Origin of the sequence: Sphingobacterium multivorum (assembly GCF_039511225.1) — a bacterium.
Lineage (GTDB): Bacteria > Bacteroidota > Bacteroidia > Sphingobacteriales > Sphingobacteriaceae > Sphingobacterium.
In genome coordinates this window covers 4729751-4746331 of the sequence record NZ_CP154261.1, presented here as the reverse complement: position 1 = coordinate 4746331, position 16581 = coordinate 4729751, and the positions used below count along the sequence as shown (strand labels likewise).

General features: G+C 41.9%; 12 protein-coding genes, 2 tRNA genes and 2 rRNA genes. 9 read left to right on the top strand and 7 right to left on the bottom strand.

The window, feature by feature from the left end:
• The first annotated feature begins 64 nt into the window (after nucleotides 1–64).
• The 5 genes from AAH582_RS19715 (at nucleotide 65) to AAH582_RS19695 (ending at nucleotide 7783) form a co-directional block, all read left to right on the top strand.
• Nucleotides 65–138: transfer RNA gene (locus tag AAH582_RS19715), tRNA-Ile, on the top strand.
• 11 nt (nucleotides 139–149) lie between these two features.
• Nucleotides 150–223: transfer RNA gene (locus tag AAH582_RS19710), tRNA-Ala, on the top strand.
• Nucleotides 224–453: 230 nt separating this feature from the next.
• Nucleotides 454–3334 (top strand): 23S ribosomal RNA (locus AAH582_RS19705).
• Nucleotides 3335–3452: 118 nt separating this feature from the next.
• Nucleotides 3453–3564, top strand: a 5S ribosomal RNA gene (rrf, locus tag AAH582_RS19700).
• 352 nt (nucleotides 3565–3916) lie between these two features.
• Nucleotides 3917–7783, top strand: a complete 3867-nt coding sequence (locus tag AAH582_RS19695; RefSeq protein ID WP_343319868.1) for a TIM-barrel domain-containing protein — start codon at nucleotides 3917–3919, stop codon at nucleotides 7781–7783.
• 77 nt (nucleotides 7784–7860) lie between these two features.
• Here the strand turns inward: AAH582_RS19695 and AAH582_RS19690 are convergent, their stop codons facing one another.
• From AAH582_RS19690 to AAH582_RS19680, 3 genes are all read right to left on the bottom strand, one after another.
• Complete coding sequence (locus AAH582_RS19690; RefSeq protein ID WP_046672112.1) at nucleotides 7861–8739, bottom strand: pirin family protein; 879 nt, start codon at nucleotides 8737–8739, stop codon at nucleotides 7861–7863.
• A gap of 130 nt (nucleotides 8740–8869) precedes the next feature.
• Nucleotides 8870–9184: a hypothetical protein gene (locus tag AAH582_RS19685; RefSeq protein ID WP_286768392.1), complete on the bottom strand. Its 315-nt coding sequence runs from the start codon at nucleotides 9182–9184 to the stop codon at nucleotides 8870–8872.
• A 118-nt stretch (nucleotides 9185–9302) separates the two neighbouring features.
• Complete coding sequence (locus AAH582_RS19680) at nucleotides 9303–9725, bottom strand: OsmC family protein (RefSeq protein ID WP_197083963.1); 423 nt, start codon at nucleotides 9723–9725, stop codon at nucleotides 9303–9305.
• A 261-nt stretch (nucleotides 9726–9986) separates the two neighbouring features.
• Between AAH582_RS19680 and AAH582_RS19675 the strand changes: the two genes are divergently transcribed.
• Nucleotides 9987–10706 (top strand): outer membrane beta-barrel protein, encoded by a 720-nt coding sequence (locus AAH582_RS19675; protein WP_146753117.1) that lies wholly within the window; start codon nucleotides 9987–9989, stop codon nucleotides 10704–10706.
• Nucleotides 10699–11277 (top strand): TMEM175 family protein, encoded by a 579-nt coding sequence (locus tag AAH582_RS19670; RefSeq protein ID WP_046672115.1) that lies wholly within the window; start codon nucleotides 10699–10701, stop codon nucleotides 11275–11277. Before AAH582_RS19675 ends, AAH582_RS19670 begins: the two co-directional genes overlap by 8 nt.
• Here AAH582_RS19670 and AAH582_RS19665 read toward each other — a convergent pair.
• From AAH582_RS19665 to AAH582_RS19655, 3 genes are all read right to left on the bottom strand, one after another.
• Nucleotides 11271–11831: an AAA family ATPase gene (locus tag AAH582_RS19665; protein ID WP_046672116.1), complete on the bottom strand. Its 561-nt coding sequence runs from the start codon at nucleotides 11829–11831 to the stop codon at nucleotides 11271–11273. The genes AAH582_RS19670 and AAH582_RS19665 overlap by 7 nt on opposite strands.
• 97 nt (nucleotides 11832–11928) lie before the next feature.
• Complete coding sequence (locus AAH582_RS19660; RefSeq protein WP_343319862.1) at nucleotides 11929–13017, bottom strand: DUF6688 domain-containing protein; 1089 nt, start codon at nucleotides 13015–13017, stop codon at nucleotides 11929–11931.
• A gap of 200 nt (nucleotides 13018–13217) precedes the next feature.
• Nucleotides 13218–14036, bottom strand: coding sequence for a hypothetical protein (locus tag AAH582_RS19655; RefSeq protein WP_046672118.1), 819 nt, complete (start codon nucleotides 14034–14036; stop codon nucleotides 13218–13220).
• Nucleotides 14037–14236: 200 nt separating this feature from the next.
• On the opposite strand from AAH582_RS19655, the gene AAH582_RS19650 reads away from it, so the two are divergent.
• Nucleotides 14237–14770, top strand: coding sequence for a hypothetical protein (locus AAH582_RS19650; protein ID WP_156167523.1), 534 nt, complete (start codon nucleotides 14237–14239; stop codon nucleotides 14768–14770).
• 4 nt (nucleotides 14771–14774) lie between these two features.
• Nucleotides 14775–15308 (top strand): STM3941 family protein, encoded by a 534-nt coding sequence (locus tag AAH582_RS19645; RefSeq protein WP_343319860.1) that lies wholly within the window; start codon nucleotides 14775–14777, stop codon nucleotides 15306–15308.
• An 8-nt stretch (nucleotides 15309–15316) separates the two neighbouring features.
• Here the strand turns inward: AAH582_RS19645 and AAH582_RS19640 are convergent, their stop codons facing one another.
• Nucleotides 15317–16558 (bottom strand): RNA polymerase sigma factor, encoded by a 1242-nt coding sequence (locus AAH582_RS19640; protein WP_343319858.1) that lies wholly within the window; start codon nucleotides 16556–16558, stop codon nucleotides 15317–15319.
• Nucleotides 16559–16581 lie beyond the last annotated feature (23 nt).

Genomic DNA, 16581 nt, shown 5'->3' with positions numbered 1-16581 from the left:
ATCAGAAGAAAGTGCCCGCCCCGAAAGGAGCAGGACCGAGAGAAAGAGATGAACAAGATAAGCTAGTCCCGTAGCTCAGTTGGTTAGAGCACTACACTGATAATGTAGGGGTCAGCAGTTCAAATCTGCTCGGGACTACGAAAAAGTAAGGGGAATTAGCTCAGCTGGCTAGAGCACCTGCCTTGCACGCAGGGGGTCAACGGTTCGAATCCGTTATTCTCCACATCTCCGGAGGGACATCGACAGATGCTCCGAAGAAACAAACCGGAAAAAGAGTTCTTTGACATATTGAAAGAGAAAAAAAATTACAAGAGAAGACAACAGTATAGAGACAATACGTGTATGTGTCTGATGTAGAGAGGAGACCCTCGGTGAATGCCGAACGAATCTCTGCGTAGCATATGAGTATATATATCAAAAGCAGCCGCATAGTAGCAAAAGGCTATGCCGGTGAAGAAAGTAAATAAGGGCACACGGGGGATGCCTAGGCTCTCAGAGGCGAAGAAGGACGTGATAAGCTGCGATAAGCTACGGGGATTGGCAAATGCGAAGTGATCCGTAGATTTCCGAATGGGGCAACCTGGCTATTTGAAGAATAGTCGTATAAAACGCGAACGCGCTGAACTGAAACATCTAAGTAGGCGTAGGAGAAGAAAATAACAATGATTTCCCAAGTAGTGGCGAGCGAACGGGAAAGAGCCCAAACCGATCATGTTACGGCATGGTCGGGGTTGTAGGACCACGACATTGTACAGCGCTATGAACTGGAAGCAGGTGGGAAACTGCGCAATAAGGGTGAGAGCCCCGTACAGGTAAAGAATGTTGACATAGTGGTATCCTGAGTACCGCGGGACCGGAGAAATCCTGTGGGAATCCACCAGCACCATCTGGTAAGGCTAAATACTCCTGAGAGACCGATAGTGAACCAGTACCGTGAGGGAAAGGTGAAAAGAACCCCGAACAGGGGAGTGAAAAGAACCTGAAACCGTGTGCTTACAAGCGGTTGGAGCAGGCAGGTCCTGTGACAGCGTGCCTTTTGCATAATGAGCCTACGAGTTACTCTTGTCTGGCAAGGTTAAGTCCTTCAGGGACGCAGCCGAAGCGAAAGCGAGTCTTAATAGGGCGCATAGTCAGATGAGGTAGACGCGAAACCTTGTGATCTACCCTTGGGCAGGTTGAAGTTGCAGTAACATGTAATGGAGGACCGAACCGATAAACGTTGAAAAGTTTCCGGATGACCTGAGGGTAGGGGTGAAAGGCCAATCAAACTGGGAAATAGCTCGTACTCCCCGAAATGTTTTTAGGAACAGCGTCGGCGTAGAGTTTGATAGAGGTAGAGCTACCGATTGGGTGCGGGGAGTCAAATCCTACCAAATCCAGACGAACTCCGAATGCTATCAAATATAGCCGGCAGTGAGGCTTTGGGTGCTAAGGTCCAAGGCCGAGAGGGAAAGAACCCAGACCATCAGCTAAGGTCCCCAAATCCGTTCTAAGTTGAACTAACGAGGTCCGGTTGCCCAGACAGCTAGGATGTTGGCTTGGAAGCAGCCATTCATTTAAAGAGTGCGTAACAGCTCACTAGTCGAGCGGCCTGGGCGTGGATAATAAACGGGCATCAAGAACGGTACCGAAGCTATGGATTTGTACTGAAAGATGTACATCTGGTAGGGGAGCATTCCATCGCCGGGGAAGCACAGTGGCAATGCTGTGTGGAGGTTATGGAAAAGCAAATGTAGGCATAAGTAACGATAAGGCGGGTGAGAAACCCGCCCACCGAAAGACCAAGGTTTCCTGATCAACGTTAATCGGATCAGGGTCAGTCGGGACCTAAGGCGCACCCGAAGGGGCAAGCCGATGGACAACTGGTTAATATTCCAGTACTCTTCATAACTGCGATGTGGTGACGGAGTAGTGACACTGCCGCGAACTGACGGAATAGTTCGTTGAAAGGCGTAGGTATTGGAGTTGTAGGCAAATCCGCAACTCTAGCTGAAACCCAATAGTACAGCAAAGCTCCGGTGGCGCTGATAGAGCAGGTAAACAGACTTCCAAGAAAACCCGCTAAGCTTCAGGTTATGAAGACCCGTACCGCAAACCGACACAGGTGGTCGAGGAGAGAATCCTAAGGTGCTCGAGTGAGTCATGGCTAAGGAACTCGGCAAAATGGCCCTGTAACTTCGGGAGAAGGGGCGCTGTCTCGAAAGAGCAGCCGCAGTGAAAAGGCCCAGGCGACTGTTTAACAAAAACATATGGCTTTGCAAAATCGCAAGATGAAGTATAAGGCCTGACACCTGCCCGGTGCTGGAAGGTTAAGAGGGGATGTCATCGCAAGAGAAGCATTGAATCGAAGCCCCAGTAAACGGCGGCCGTAACTATAACGGTCCTAAGGTAGCGAAATTCCTTGTCGGGTAAGTTCCGACCTGCACGAATGGTGTAACGATCTGGGCGCTGTCTCAGCCATGAGCTCGGTGAAATTGTGGTATCGGTGAAGACGCCGATTACCCGCAACGGGACGGAAAGACCCCATGCACCTTCACTATAGCTTAACATTGAGATTGGGTACAGGATGTGTAGGATAGGCGGGAGATGTTGAAGTGGCTTCGCCAGGAGTCATGGAATCAACCTTGAAATACCGCCCTTTCTGTATTCGGTTTCTAACTCCTTAATGAGGAGGACATTGTTTGGTGGGTAGTTTGACTGGGGTGGTCGCCTCCAAAAAGGTAACGGAGGCTTTCAAAGGTAAGCTCAGTACGCTTGGTAACCGTACGCGGAGTGCAATGGCATAAGCTTGCTTGACTGTGAGACCGACAAGTCGAACAGGGTCGAAAGACGGACATAGTGATCCGGTGGTTCTGTATGGAAGGGCCATCGCTCAAAGGATAAAAGGTACGCTGGGGATAACAGGCTGATCTCCCCCAAGAGCTCATATCGACGGGGAGGTTTGGCACCTCGATGTCGGCTCGTCACATCCTGGGGCTGGAGAAGGTCCCAAGGGTTGGGCTGTTCGCCCATTAAAGTGGCACGCGAGCTGGGTTCAGAACGTCGCGAGACAGTTCGGTCCCTATCTGTTGTGGGCGTTGGAAGTTTGAGTGGATCTGACCTTAGTACGAGAGGACCGGGTTGGACAGACCTCTGGTGAACCTGTTATGCCGCCAGGTGTACGGCAGGGTAGCTACGTCTGGAATAGATAAGCGCTGAAAGCATCTAAGTGCGAAACTAGCCACGAGATGAGACTTCCTTATAGGGTCGTAGGAGATGACTACGTTGATAGGCCATAGGTGTAAAGGTTGAGAGACCAAAGCCAAGTGGTACTAATAGCCCGAAGCTTTCTCAAGCAGATAACACTGTTGTCTTCCTCTTTAATTTTTAGAAACAAAACAGAAACGAAACTCTTTCAATAGATATGTCAGTTGGCCTGATGCTCCTAAAAGGAAGCAGACCAATAAAGATTTTTAGGTGCCTATATCGGCGGTGTCTACCTCTTCCCATTCCGAACAGAGTAGTCAAGCCCGCCAGAGCCGATGGTATTGCCGTAACAGGTGGGAGAGTAGGTCGGTGCCTTTTTTTACACGGAAGCCCTTGCTGGAAACAGTCAAGGGCTTCTTTCGTTTAGGTAACTCCCCGTACTTCCTGTACAATGCTATTGCATATCTTCCGTACCCCGACCGGCCCTGCCCCACAGTGGTATGGTGCACCACTATTAGCCATCCCTCCAGTTTTATGTGGCATTTATCATCATGGTCATTTCATAAGCCACATGAAAGTAAACATTCGATATTTGGTGAATAGCCTACAATAGCTCGGTTAGCCTGCAACATTATTATTGGACAATCGTTTGCATTCCTGAAACTCTTTTTTACTTCAATTTACTATTGTATTATTGTTAAGTTAATTTAATGCATTATAAATCATACGCATGAAGGTATCTTTTTGGAGCACAAAAGCACAAGTCAGTTTACTGATGGGATTGGCTTCTCCTTTTATTTTTCAACCCACTCGAGTTGAGGCTAAAGTAAGTACGATCAATTATTACAATACAATAGGTCGCGATCAAGTTAATCGTATTATCGCGATTCAAAAAATTAATCCGACTACAGTTGAGATTGTATACGATAATGGCCAACGTCTGACTTTAGATTTCTACGGTAATCATATTTTTAGGATGTTTCAGGATGTTCATGGTGGTATTATTCGTGACCCCGAAGCTAAACCCGATGCAAAAATATTGGTAGAGCAACCTCGGAAAACTGTCGCTGAGCTCGAAGTAAAGGATGAGGGTAATAAGGTCAGCATCTCCACCAACGATATTCTTTTTTCAATGGATAAACAGACTTCACAGTTTAGTATCCTTAATCGTAAAACCAATAAGATTGTAGTTGAAAGCTTAAAGCCGGTCGTTTTTGAGGACAAACAAGTAAGCCTTGAATTAAAGGAAAATGCGGATGAGTACTTTTTTGGTGGTGGCGTTCAAAATGGACGTTTTTCACATAAGGGAAAAGTAATTGCTATCGAAAATCAGAACAGCTGGACCGATGGCGGTGTTGCCTCTCCAACCCCTTATTACTGGTCAACCAAAGGGTATGGTTTTATGTGGCATACTTTTAAGAAGGGAAGTTACGCCTTTGGAGCCAAAACCGCTGGCACAGTCAAATTGGCCCACGATACGGATTATCTGGATGTCTTTTTTATGGTTGGTGACGGTATTGTGCCTTTGCTCAACGATTTCTACCAATTGACGGGTAACCCAATTCTTCTACCAAAATTTGGTTTGTACGAAGGACATCTTAATGCTTATAACCGCGATTTTTGGAAAGAAGATGAAAAGGGAATTCTTTTTGAAGATGGCAAACGCTATAAAGAAAGCCAAAAGGACAATGGCGGAATCAAAGAATCGCTGAATGGCGAGAAAAACAATTATCAATTTTCGGCTCGCGCAGTCATAGACCGTTATAAAGCCCATGACATGCCTTTGGGTTGGATTCTTCCCAATGATGGTTACGGTGCTGGATATGGTCAAACGGCATCTTTAGATGGAAATATCCAAAACCTGAAAGAGTTTGGCGATTATGCGCGTAAGAATGGTGTGGAAATCGGTTTATGGACACAGTCTGATCTCCATCCCAAAGACAGCATCAGTGCATTACTGCAACGTGATATAGTAAAAGAGGTACGGGATGCAGGTGTGAGAGTCCTAAAGACGGATGTGGCCTGGGTGGGCCCAGGATACTCCTTTGGTCTCAACGGGGTAGCTGATGTAGGGCATACCATGCCTTACTATGGCAACGACGCTCGTCCATTTATTATTTCATTGGATGGTTGGGCAGGTACGCAGCGCTATGCGGGTATCTGGTCGGGTGACCAAACTGGAGGTGTATGGGAGTATATTCGATTCCACATACCAACATATATCGGCTCGGGACTTTCGGGTCAGCCCAATATTACCTCTGATATGGACGGGATCTTTGGTGGTAAAAACTTCAAGGTCAATATCCGTGATTTTCAATGGAAGACTTGGACACCCATGGAACTCAATATGGATGGCTGGGGCTCGAACGAGAAATACCCACATGCTTTGGGCGAGCCGGCTACTTCGATCAATCGTCTATATTTGAAATTGAAATCTCAATTGGTTCCCTATAGCTATAGTGTGGCAAAACAAGCGGTAGATGGACTGCCCATCATTCGCGCGATGTTTTTAGAGCAAGCAAATGCTTATACGCTTGGAAAGGCAACGCAATACCAGTACCTCTATGGTCCAAATTTCCTGGTGGCACCGATTTATCAGGAAACACGTGTGGATGAGAAGGGAAATGATATTCGCAATGGTATTTACCTGCCGGATGGTGAATGGATTGATTATTTTACGGGTGAAAAATACCAGGGTGGCCGTATCATCAATAACTTTGATGTGCCTATTTGGAAGCTGCCTGTTTTCGTGAAAAATGGAGCCATTATTCCAGTGACAAACCCGAATAATAATGTGCTGGAAATCAAAAAGGATCAACGTATTTATGAGGTGTATCCTTATGGGAATTCCAATTTCCTGGAATATGATGATGATGGAAAAACCGAGGCTTATCGGTATGGTAAGGGAGTAACTACATCCCTAACTTCGCAGTTAAACAATAATAAAGTTGTTTTTACGATTGCTCCAACACAGGGCGAATTTGATGGATTTGAAAAAATGAAGTCTACCGAAATTCGTTTCAACGTTAGCAAAGCACCTAAGAAATTGACTGTAAAGGTCAATGGAAAAAATAATAAACTTAAAGAAGTGAACAGCTTAGACGCGTTCAATACTTCTGAAAACGTATATTTCTACGATGCACAGCCAAACCTGAATCAGTTTGCAACCAAGGGATCTGAATTTGAAAAAGTACCTTTGGTGAAAAATCCGATGTTGCTGGTACGACTAGCGAAACAGGATGTCTCATCGACTGCAATAGAAGTACAATTGGAGGGCTTCGAATATGCTCCAGCTGATAACTATCTGGTTCAGACCGGTGCTTTGACTTCGCCCAAAGCTGTTATCACAGATCAACATACACAAGCATATACCTTAACCCCATCCTGGGAAAAGGTTGCAAATGCTGATTATTATGAAATTGAATTCAATAATCTGATCTATTCGACCATCAAAGACAGTCAATTGCTATTCGAAGGATTGGCCGCGGAAACTGATTACCAGTTTAAAATTAGAGCTGTCAATAAATCGGGTGTTTCAGATTGGAGTACATTTGCAGCAAAGACAAAGGCAAATCCATTGGAATTTGCCATCGAAGGAATCAAAGCAGAGACTTCTGTGGATAACCAAGGCGGAAATGGTATCAATAAATTGTTCAATTATGATGAGGGGGATATGTGGCATACAAAATGGGGACAGGCAGCTGTTCCGTTTGATATGACCTTAGATCTAAAATCTGTTAATCAATTGGATAAGTTTGAGTATCTTCCAAGAACCGATGGCGGAAACGGCATCATTTTAAAAGGAAAAGTATTCTATAGCAACGATAAGGATACCTGGACGGAAGCTGGTAGTTTTGATTGGAAACGTGATGGCGAAATGAAACGTTTTGATTTTGGAACCCATCCGGTGGCCCGATTTATCAAAATTTCAGTTTCTGAAGCTGTTGGAGGTTTTGGTTCAGGAAGAGAATTATATGTGTTTAAAGTGCCAGGATCGTCAAGCTACCTACCAGGCGATATTAATAATGACCGATTGATCGATCATAATGATTTGACATCTTATATTAACTATACGGGATTGCGATTGGGTGATGGAGATTTTGAAGGTTATGTCAGCAATGGTGATGTCAATAAGAATAATTTGATTGACGCTTATGATATTTCCAATGTCGCTGTTGTTATCGAAGGTGGTGCAAAACCAGCAAAGGAAGAAAAAGTAGCTGGTAAACTAAAATTGGTTCCCTCAAAAACAAGCTTGAAGTCGGGAGACACCGTAGAGATCAGTATTAGCGGGGAGAATCTTAAAGCTGTCAATGCGCTTAGTTTTGCTCTTCCGTACAATCAGGGCGATTTTGAATATGTCGGTATTGAACCTGTACACCTGAAAGAGATGAACAATTATAGTAACGATCGTCTTCACACCAATGGAAGTAAAGCGCTGTATGCTACTTTTGTTAATCTTGGCAATAAGGAGACCTTGAATGGGTCTGAAGTTTTATTTAAGATTAAATTGAAAGCAAAACGCAATGTCAACTTCAATCTGAAAGCGATAGATGGTATTTTGGTTGATAAAAAGCTGAATTCCGTTACTTTCTAAAAATAATAAATAGCCTTAACAAAAAGGGGAGCCTCATAGGCTCCCCTTTTTGTTAATTGACGTCTAAGTGTATAAAATTAGTCCAATATCATACTGAGGTCCATCAGTAGGATTTCAGTATCTGCTGAGGTGACTTTCAGGTTAATTTCAGCGACATCCCAGATTCCAAAACCATCCCTGCTCTCCAATTCTTGTCCTTCGACGGTAACACTGCCTTTTATTACAAAAACATATACACCGTTTCCGGCCTTTTTGATCTGGTATTTTGTCTGGACGTCCTTGTCAAAATGCCCCATAGAAAACCAGGCATCCTGATGGATCCATACCCCCTCGTCTTCTGGATTGGGCGAAAGAATTTGTTGGAATTTATTCTGTCTTTGTGCGATATCTAATGTAATTTGATCGTAGCGCGGGCTCACATTCCGTTGATTAGGGTACACCCAAATCTGAAGAAACTTCACTACCTGATCGGTGTTTTTATTATATTCACTGTGTATGATGCCCGTTCCGGCACTCATGACCTGAATATCTCCTTTCCGGATAATGGCTTTGTTACCCATGCTGTCTTCGTGTTGCAAATCACCTTCCAAAGGAATACTGATGATTTCCATATTATCGTGCGGGTGTTTGCCAAAACCTCTTCCTTCAGCCACCATATCATCATTTAGTACCCGCAATACACCAAAGTGCATACGTTCGGGGTCGTGATAATTGGCGAAGCTAAACGTATGATTGCTTTCTAACCAGCCATGATTTGCATGACCGCGTGTAGCTGCTTTATGGAGAACGCTATGGTTTTCCAATTTGTCTGAATTATAATTTACATCTTCGGCATCCAGCGTTTCAAGCGGTTCTATCTCGTCAATATCATTCTTCAAGATATCAGCTGAAGATACTGTTGATGCAAATATTCCGGAACCCAAAAGGCCTTTTTTTATAAAGTTCTGTTTGTTCATGATCTTATTATTTAGTATCCAAAATTAGCCTATTAGCCACCAATTTCTATTGATCTAGTTCAATAAAGAAAGGGTTTTAGCGGATTTTAGTTGTTTCTCTAAGAAGCTGTTGCTTGTGGTCTAGGCATTATTAAACGGAACGTAAGTCTGGAAAAAGACTGTAGACTTCATTTTTTAGAAGCCCACTTCCACCGCCATAATGTTTGATCAGGCCAATCGGATAAGTGAGCCGTGAAAGGTGATCTGTTATTTCATGCTCTTCCTGAGGAGAGAGTCCCGAACTCAATAATAAAACATCTACAGGATTGTCTATCAGATGTCTCTTACAAGTACCCAAATCCTGTTGTATCGTTGCATTCCAGCTGGGTGTGCTTTCAATGATTCTCTTGAGCGTGAGGAGAATTTCTTCATTTTTACCCAATAGGAGAAAGTTTATGGTTTTCATGATGAATGCTATTTTTAAGTGTATGATTAGTATAATGATACACAAATTCGTTACACGCTAATGTTGATGAGTTGAAGCGCAACTTTTGTTTATCATTCGCTATCGTGATGCTTCCTTCTTAAGGATTTGCACGAATTACTGTATTAACAATGGCATTACCCTTTAAAATTTTTGAAATGGGGCATTCTTCGGCAATTTGTTGAAGTCGTTCTCGGGTATCCTCCGCTAAGATTTGTCCAAAAGCGATCTCGCGATCAAAATACGTAACCACCTGTCCTTTTTCAATCTTGAGATACATATTTGAACTGACAGAAATTTCTGGAATATCAAGTCCTTTTTTATCGATGTACATGCGTAGCGTAGCTAATGTACAAGATACAAGCGATGAAATCAGAAGGGTGTAGGGGTCAGGCCCAAGATCTCTTCCGCCAAGTTTTTCAGGTTCATCCGTAATAAATTCACCATTCCTCCAGTGGATGCTGGTCTTATATTTCTGCTCGGCAATATGACCGATGACAGGGTTTTCCAATATATATTTCATACGGATCATTCTTTTGTTTGTAATACAACAAAAATAAGCCTGAATTGATTCATTTTCATTGATGTAGTTCAATAAATATAGTCATTCTGTCTTATGATGTTTTTTTTTATAGCCGATCAAGCGGATGGATTTCAGCTGAAGAATAAACATTGCCGTTTCAGAAAAAATAAGGATTGGAGTAAGTTGAATCACATAAATTTTCTTACTTTTAACAATCGAACACGCTCATTTTTTTAAGGATTTTAATTTAATATTTCGGTTATGATGAAGAGATTTTTACTTGTCGGACTTTTTGCTGGTATAACCCATTTTATGGCTTTCTCGCAATCGCACGAACTACGAGTGGGTATTACTTCCGGTGTGTCCAACTTTACGGGATCGGGAGCCGAAGCGAAGAGTATGTTGAATGGATCTACGCAGCAGGACTATTATACCAATAATCCTTATGGAAAAAAATATGGAATCAATATCGGTGGTGCTTTAAACTACCGGTATGTTTTTGCCAACAACCTGATATTAGGTTTGGAGGGCGCCTATGAACGATTGCAGACAAAGATTGATTTGGAAGGCAACGAGTTTATGAATGGAAGCCGTGGTCAAACCCGTCTCAATCAACAATTTATCAATTTTAATCCTTTTGTTGGCTATCGTGTCTTTTTTGAACCGATGACAATGGATATACAGCTGGGTATGGATATTGCCAAAACGTTAAGCATTAAAGAAAATGGTAGCATTGAAGATAAGCAGGGTAATAAAACAAGTTTTGATCGTGACCGCGGCAAGATTATAGATTTGGATCTACGCCCTCGATTGCAGTTTAATGTAAATTATGATCGTTATACCGTATTTGCTGGATATTCATGGGGACTGAAGGATTACAACAGCGGGATGCTTGGCGCTGATCCCGGTACCGCACGATTAAATGTATTCCGCTTGGGTTTACAATATCAGTTATTAACCCCACTATTTAAAAATGACTAAGGGTCGAATAGAAGCATTCAGTGATGGCGTTCTAGCCATCATTATAACGATTATGGTACTTGAATTAAAAGTACCTGAAGGGGTTACTTTTGCAAGCCTCAAGCCTTTATTGCCCAAAATCATCTCTTATATCGTAAGTTTTATGTATGTGGGACTCTATTGGAACAACCACCATCACCTCTTTCAAATCGTTCGCAAAGTAAACGGCAAAGTACTTTGGAGCAATCTCCATTTATTGTTTTGGCTATCCTTAATGCCGGTTACCACCAATTGGATAGGTGAATCCCATTTTGGTCGAGATCCGATTATTGCTTACGGTGTTGTGTTGATTATGTGTTCTATTGCCTACCATATCGTGGAGTATTTTGTGATCCAGATTGAGGGCGAAGATTCTGCATTGAAAAAAGCGGTCAAATCGAAAACAAAAGAAAATATTTCTACCGCACTGTATTTTCTGGGAATAGGTCTGTCTTTTATCAATCCGTATATCAGTTTAGTGCTTTACGGAACGGTTGCTATCATGTGGATTATTCCCGACCGCCGTATTGAGAAAGAAATGCGGAATCAATAGTTTTGCTGATCCAGGACTTTCAGAATGAACTGCGCGCGATCAAATACGGTTGTTTTTGGAACCTCAATAGTTTCATAACCCAGTTTTGTATAGGTCTCTTTCATTATCTTGAAGGTATTTTCGGCCTCTTGCCAAGTTTGTTTCCGCTCGTTGTCATTCGCATAGATCTCTGCCCAAGGTGGTAAGATGAATACCTTTTTATGATAACGCTTCAATCTTGCTTGTCGCAGGCAATCTTCCCCGATTGCAAGACTTTCCATGGCAATATATGCTAATGTATCTGGAATCCCGCGGTCAAAAAACACATAGCGGGTTTGATCTTTACGCAACTGTTCCGAATAACCGCTGCAAGACGCCGCTAGCATGAGCTCGGCATAATGACGCTTATTCTTCCAGGGGAGGCCGTCGCCATTCATTTCCATTTGTTCTCGGATAATCCGCCGGGCATCCTCCGGTACAACACTAAATCCCAGTTGTTGTAATTCCTTTAATAGCGTTGTTTTACCGACACCAGGTCCTCCTGTCAGGACAATAAATTGAGCTGTTTGATCCATAATGTTTAAAAGGTAATAAGTTAGCAGATCATAAGTCCCAAGTTAGTCCAAACTTGGTTTCTCTGCCGAAAAAGGGCATTGCTGTTTTCAGAAAAGATCAGCTGTATTGCTTGGCAATTTTTTTTTCGGGTTCCACGTAGCACATATACAGGAAAAAAAGAAAAAAATATTCAAGGGGTTTCATCAGGACATAGGTCATATTTGATGCCCTAACAGAATTTATTTTGATCGAGATATTAAACCCATATTTATCATAGCAATATCTAACATAGCGGTGTAACACTGGCGATAGATCGCTTAATATTTCTTCGAATGCATTGGCAATTTGGAGTTGTCTATTGACGATAATGGTGTTACCATGTCTTTTGCCTAATCTCAATGGTTTTACAAGGGCGGGATCTCCTTTGGCTGCAACTGTACAGAGGTAATGTCCCTGATGATCCAAGATGGGAGGGTGCATTTTTTGTGAAAAAGCCCAAGTGGTTGTTTCTGTGAAAACTTTCACCATTGAATCCCGATCCTGCCCCAATAGGATGAGGATAATTGTTAGTAAGAGAAAGACCGGAACAAGTAAAATAAGCGCCCATATGGGGTAATTTAGCTTTGCCGAAAGTAGGTTATTGATCTTGTTGAGCGTGGCGTTGGCATAGCTTCTTGTCGAGGCGTAACCCCGTTCTTCAACGATGATTTTACGGATTAATCCTACACCCATGATCAAGCAGCATATTGGTGTGAAAATAAAGTATAAGGTTCCCTCGTTGCCAACATACATATCCAATGTGGACGTATCGTGGTGACTGACCTGAACGAGTACAAACACACTGATCATACTGCCTATCATTAACATAATCAGCATTAGAACAAGAGGAATAGGGGGGATTTTCCGTCCTTTGAGCCAAATCGCTATTGCTGAAATATTAAATGTTAGGAAATAAAACAGAAGCGATAAAATGTGTTTTCCACCGAAGGGAATATAGCAATCACCATCTACAGGATCTACGGCTTGATTATATTGACTTGAGTGGAATAATAGCCCTACTCCGGTTATCATTAACGAAATCAGGTAACCGATGATGATCGCATACTCAACAATTGTTATTTTCCGCTGTTGTTTTTTGACAACAGAACGAAGCAGATATAAAATTCCGAAAAGCGTAAGAATAATAAGAAGAAAAATGAAGATCATAATGGGATGAGCAGTTATAATTCTAAGACGAATATCGTCAAATCATTTTGTTTAATTCAGATGCAAAGCAGTCTTTTTTTTTGCAGTCTATGTGTATAGTGGCTTGAAACCAATATTATTGAAGTGTTTAATAGGTTGGAATTCAAGATTTCTTCAACAGTATATCGTTATAGGGCCGAATGTCTAGCAATTATCAGTGTTTAACCTTTGCCGAATAACCGGCTCCAAAAGCTCTTTTTTTTACTGCTTTGCGAACTATCTGTTGTGTCAAAATGTTTAGGGTCGGCATGGATTGTTTCTGTTTTGACATTTGGTAAGATCTCATTTTCAGGAATTCCATGACGATGTTCTATTTCCTGGATCTGTTTTAATGCCGTTGTCTGATATAAAAGTGGGCCTTCTTTGTCGCAGTTAAAGAGGTTGGAGTAACTTTTTGATTCATTCAGATCAAAAGGTTGTGGTTCGACAACTTCTGTTGCTTCCAAAAGACCAAGGTTACGATCTTTGGCATATTGCAGAGCATTGAGGAAAACAGCAATACGGTTATCAGAAAATAGCGTATCTAGTTCAGCCTTGATCGTTGGATTATTATGGTAGTCTACCAACAATTGCGCAACTTTTTCTGCTGGGATAAAGACACCCGAACAATAGTTTTCTACAAGCCTGTTTTCGATATTATTGGTCAGAAATTCATGTTGTACAAATTCATTCCACTGTTTGTAATAGCCGGATAAATGGTCATTTTTGGAGAAGGATAGGGCTCCACCGCGCACATAAAAGTATTTTTCGAAAAAACCTTGGACAACAGCAATGAAAAATCCATGGGTTTTGTCAAAATAATCATTTTTGTCGGTTTCCCGACCCGCATTTAAGGTGTCTTGGTACTTGGTTTTATAGAAGTCTTCTAGTTGGTGAACTGCAGAAACTTCCTCAATCTTTTCAGGATTTTTGAGCAAGTCAAAATACCAAGTTTCTATCTGCTGTTCTGAGATGGGGTGGTAACTAATATCATAACCCATAATGACTGTTTTTAATCGCTTATGTTGTAATTGCTAATATATTAAAAATTAACATTTTGTGCAATATGAATTGCTCGGCTATCGTGCTTTTTTCGCCTAAACAGACAGGTTGATGACAATTTTATACAGCGATATGGTGGGACAACATGTTTGCCTATTTCATGATAATTAATTACTTTGGTCACAAACAGAATTTATATATGAAGCACTTACTAGTTATTATTTTTATGTCGGCGAGCTTATTTTTTACAGCCTGTCAATCCCCAAGTCCAGAGACTTTTTTCGGAAAAGTTGTTTTAAACACAAATCTTGTAGCAGATTTTGCCCCTGAACGCTACGGCAAACAGCTCGAGCAGGAGACCGTAGAATTTGCAGATATGCCCTCCAGTAAGAAAGTAGGCGACGAAGCTCAAAAATCTGTCGGAATAAAAATTCAGGTGGTCGAAAAGGCTTTAAAGGATATTAAAGAACTGAATGTTTCTGATGCCGATGCCAAAGCATTGAAAGAGCAGTCTATTGCGTTATTTGAAAAAGTGTTGCCTGTTTATAAAAACGAATATACCGCTTATGCAAAGTTATGTGACGGTAAAGGTTCGGCTGAAGAAAAGCAGGCTTTACTCCAGAAGATCGAAAAAAACGATATGCCTTCCATTAACAGTGTGTTTGACAACGTATATGCTTTAGGAAAAGCTTATGCCGAAAAACATAACTTGAACGTTAACTGGGGGAATTAAGCCGATGGAGGAAACAAGCTTATACAGAAATAAACGGAAAACAATTCAGCTGTTGTCAATTTCGGGAGCTCTATGTTTGTTGCTTTTGGTCGTTTTATTGTTCAGTATCGGTTTATTTGATGGAGTATTTAAGGCAAAGCCGACAGTTTTCTCTGCCGGAGCACTGCTGGTACTCTTAATTTTATTGTTTTCCAGCCTACTGAGTCTTCGGGATAAAACGGCGCAAATTGTTTTGAACGATCGCTATTTTCTTGGAAAGACAACACCAGTATCAAAAGCTTTTGGCCGAGGCGACTGGCAGGATGTTAAAAGCATTGACTTACAAAAAGTCGGTGGTGATACCCTGGTCGTTTTAACACTGGGTCATCCTTCTAAATATAAAGAGCGGCTTTCGTCGCTGTTATGGAAAATGGCTTATCAAGAATCCACGCAAGAATTGTGTATTATGTATTCGTCCTCAACGATTGATTTGGAGCCCTCGGAGCTGTATCAGCTTTTTGTTTCTTATTGGAAAAGAGTAAAAGTAATCGATGCCTAGCAAACAAATTAGGTCATTGCAGACTTTATAGCATCAATCTTCTGTTGAATAACCTCTTTTTCCAATGTTATTTTGGCGAGGTTTTTTGCTTTATTGAAGTTTGCGATGGCTTTGTTTTTATCTAGATCCTGATAAAGTTCCCCGAGGAGGACAAAATAAAAGTGGTTGTCTTCTAGTTGTAAGGTTTTTACTTCGGCCAATGCAGCTTTAGGGCCTTTTACTTTATATAGGGCAAATATTCTATTTAATGCAGCTGCGGGGGAATAATTGACGACTAATAAACGGTCATACCACTGCAGGATTTCGGTCCATTTTTCTGGACTGTCTTCCTTTATACAATGGCATTGCGCAATTTTCGCCTCCAGATGATAAGATGTGAGTTCGTCGCCCGATGCGGCATTCTTCAGAAAATAAAGCCCCTGATGGATGAGTTCTTGATTCCAGCGTTCCTCATCCTGTTGCTCATACAAAATGAAATCACCTTCATTGGTCAGCCTTGCCTCGAAGCGGGAAGAATGGAAACAAATCAGCGCAATGAGCGCATTGGTCTTGGGTGTATTGGTTTTTTCATAAGATGAAAGCATGAGCGCAAGGCGTAACGCTTCAATACAGAGCTCCTTTCTTAAAATTTGATTTTGGGTTTTAGAATAATACCCTTCATTAAATAAGAGGTAAATAATATGGAGTACATTATCGAGGCGTTTGATAATTTCTGTTTCGGAAGGCAGTTCGAGTTCGATTTTTTCTGAACGTAGTTTTTCCTTTGCTCTGAATAGGCGCTTATTGATGGTTTCTTTGTTGGAAAGAAATGCTTCGGCAATTTCTTCTATACCAAAACCACAGAGGATTCTAAGGGCAAGACCAATTTGTGCCTCACTGGCAATTGCTGGCGTGCAGATGGCAAACAGCATTTTTAATTGGCTGTCTTTAATATTTTCCTGCGAGAAACTAAACTCGTCAAAGCTCTCCGCTTCTGGCTCCCGCTGCCGTACTGCAGGGATGATTTTATCTGTAAATATTTTATTTCTTCTAAACTGGGCCAAGGTCTTTTGTTTTGCAACCGTGTACAGCCAAGCCGTAGGATTTGCAGGAACGCCTTTGGTCTGCCAGGATTCTGTGGCAACTAAGAACGTTTCGCTGACGATATCTTCCGCTATTTCGATGTACTGGAGGCCAAAACTTTTACTGATGACAGCGACTATTTTGGTAAATTCTTGCTGGAAAAGCTGTTTTAGAAAATCTGGATCCATAAGTTTAAAATAGGATCGGCTAT

Excerpts from the sequence above, each read along its gene's own strand:
- AAH582_RS19695 (WP_343319868.1), top strand. The coding sequence starts at position 3,917 with ATGAAGGTATCTTTTTGGAGCACAAAAGCACAAGTCAGTTTACTGATG.
- AAH582_RS19690 (WP_046672112.1), bottom strand. The coding sequence starts at position 8,739 with ATGAACAAACAGAACTTTATAAAAAAAGGCCTTTTGGGTTCCGGAATA.
- AAH582_RS19685 (WP_286768392.1), bottom strand. The coding sequence starts at position 9,184 with ATGAAAACCATAAACTTTCTCCTATTGGGTAAAAATGAAGAAATTCTC.
- AAH582_RS19680 (WP_197083963.1), bottom strand. The coding sequence starts at position 9,725 with ATGAAATATATATTGGAAAACCCTGTCATCGGTCATATTGCCGAGCAG.
- AAH582_RS19675 (WP_146753117.1), top strand. The coding sequence starts at position 9,987 with ATGATGAAGAGATTTTTACTTGTCGGACTTTTTGCTGGTATAACCCAT.
- AAH582_RS19670 (WP_046672115.1), top strand. The coding sequence starts at position 10,699 with ATGACTAAGGGTCGAATAGAAGCATTCAGTGATGGCGTTCTAGCCATC.
- AAH582_RS19665 (WP_046672116.1), bottom strand. The coding sequence starts at position 11,831 with ATGGATCAAACAGCTCAATTTATTGTCCTGACAGGAGGACCTGGTGTC.
- AAH582_RS19660 (WP_343319862.1), bottom strand. The coding sequence starts at position 13,017 with ATGATCTTCATTTTTCTTCTTATTATTCTTACGCTTTTCGGAATTTTA.
- AAH582_RS19655 (WP_046672118.1), bottom strand. The coding sequence starts at position 14,036 with ATGGGTTATGATATTAGTTACCACCCCATCTCAGAACAGCAGATAGAA.
- AAH582_RS19650 (WP_156167523.1), top strand. The coding sequence starts at position 14,237 with ATGAAGCACTTACTAGTTATTATTTTTATGTCGGCGAGCTTATTTTTT.
- AAH582_RS19645 (WP_343319860.1), top strand. The coding sequence starts at position 14,775 with ATGGAGGAAACAAGCTTATACAGAAATAAACGGAAAACAATTCAGCTG.
- AAH582_RS19640 (WP_343319858.1), bottom strand. The coding sequence starts at position 16,558 with ATGGATCCAGATTTTCTAAAACAGCTTTTCCAGCAAGAATTTACCAAA.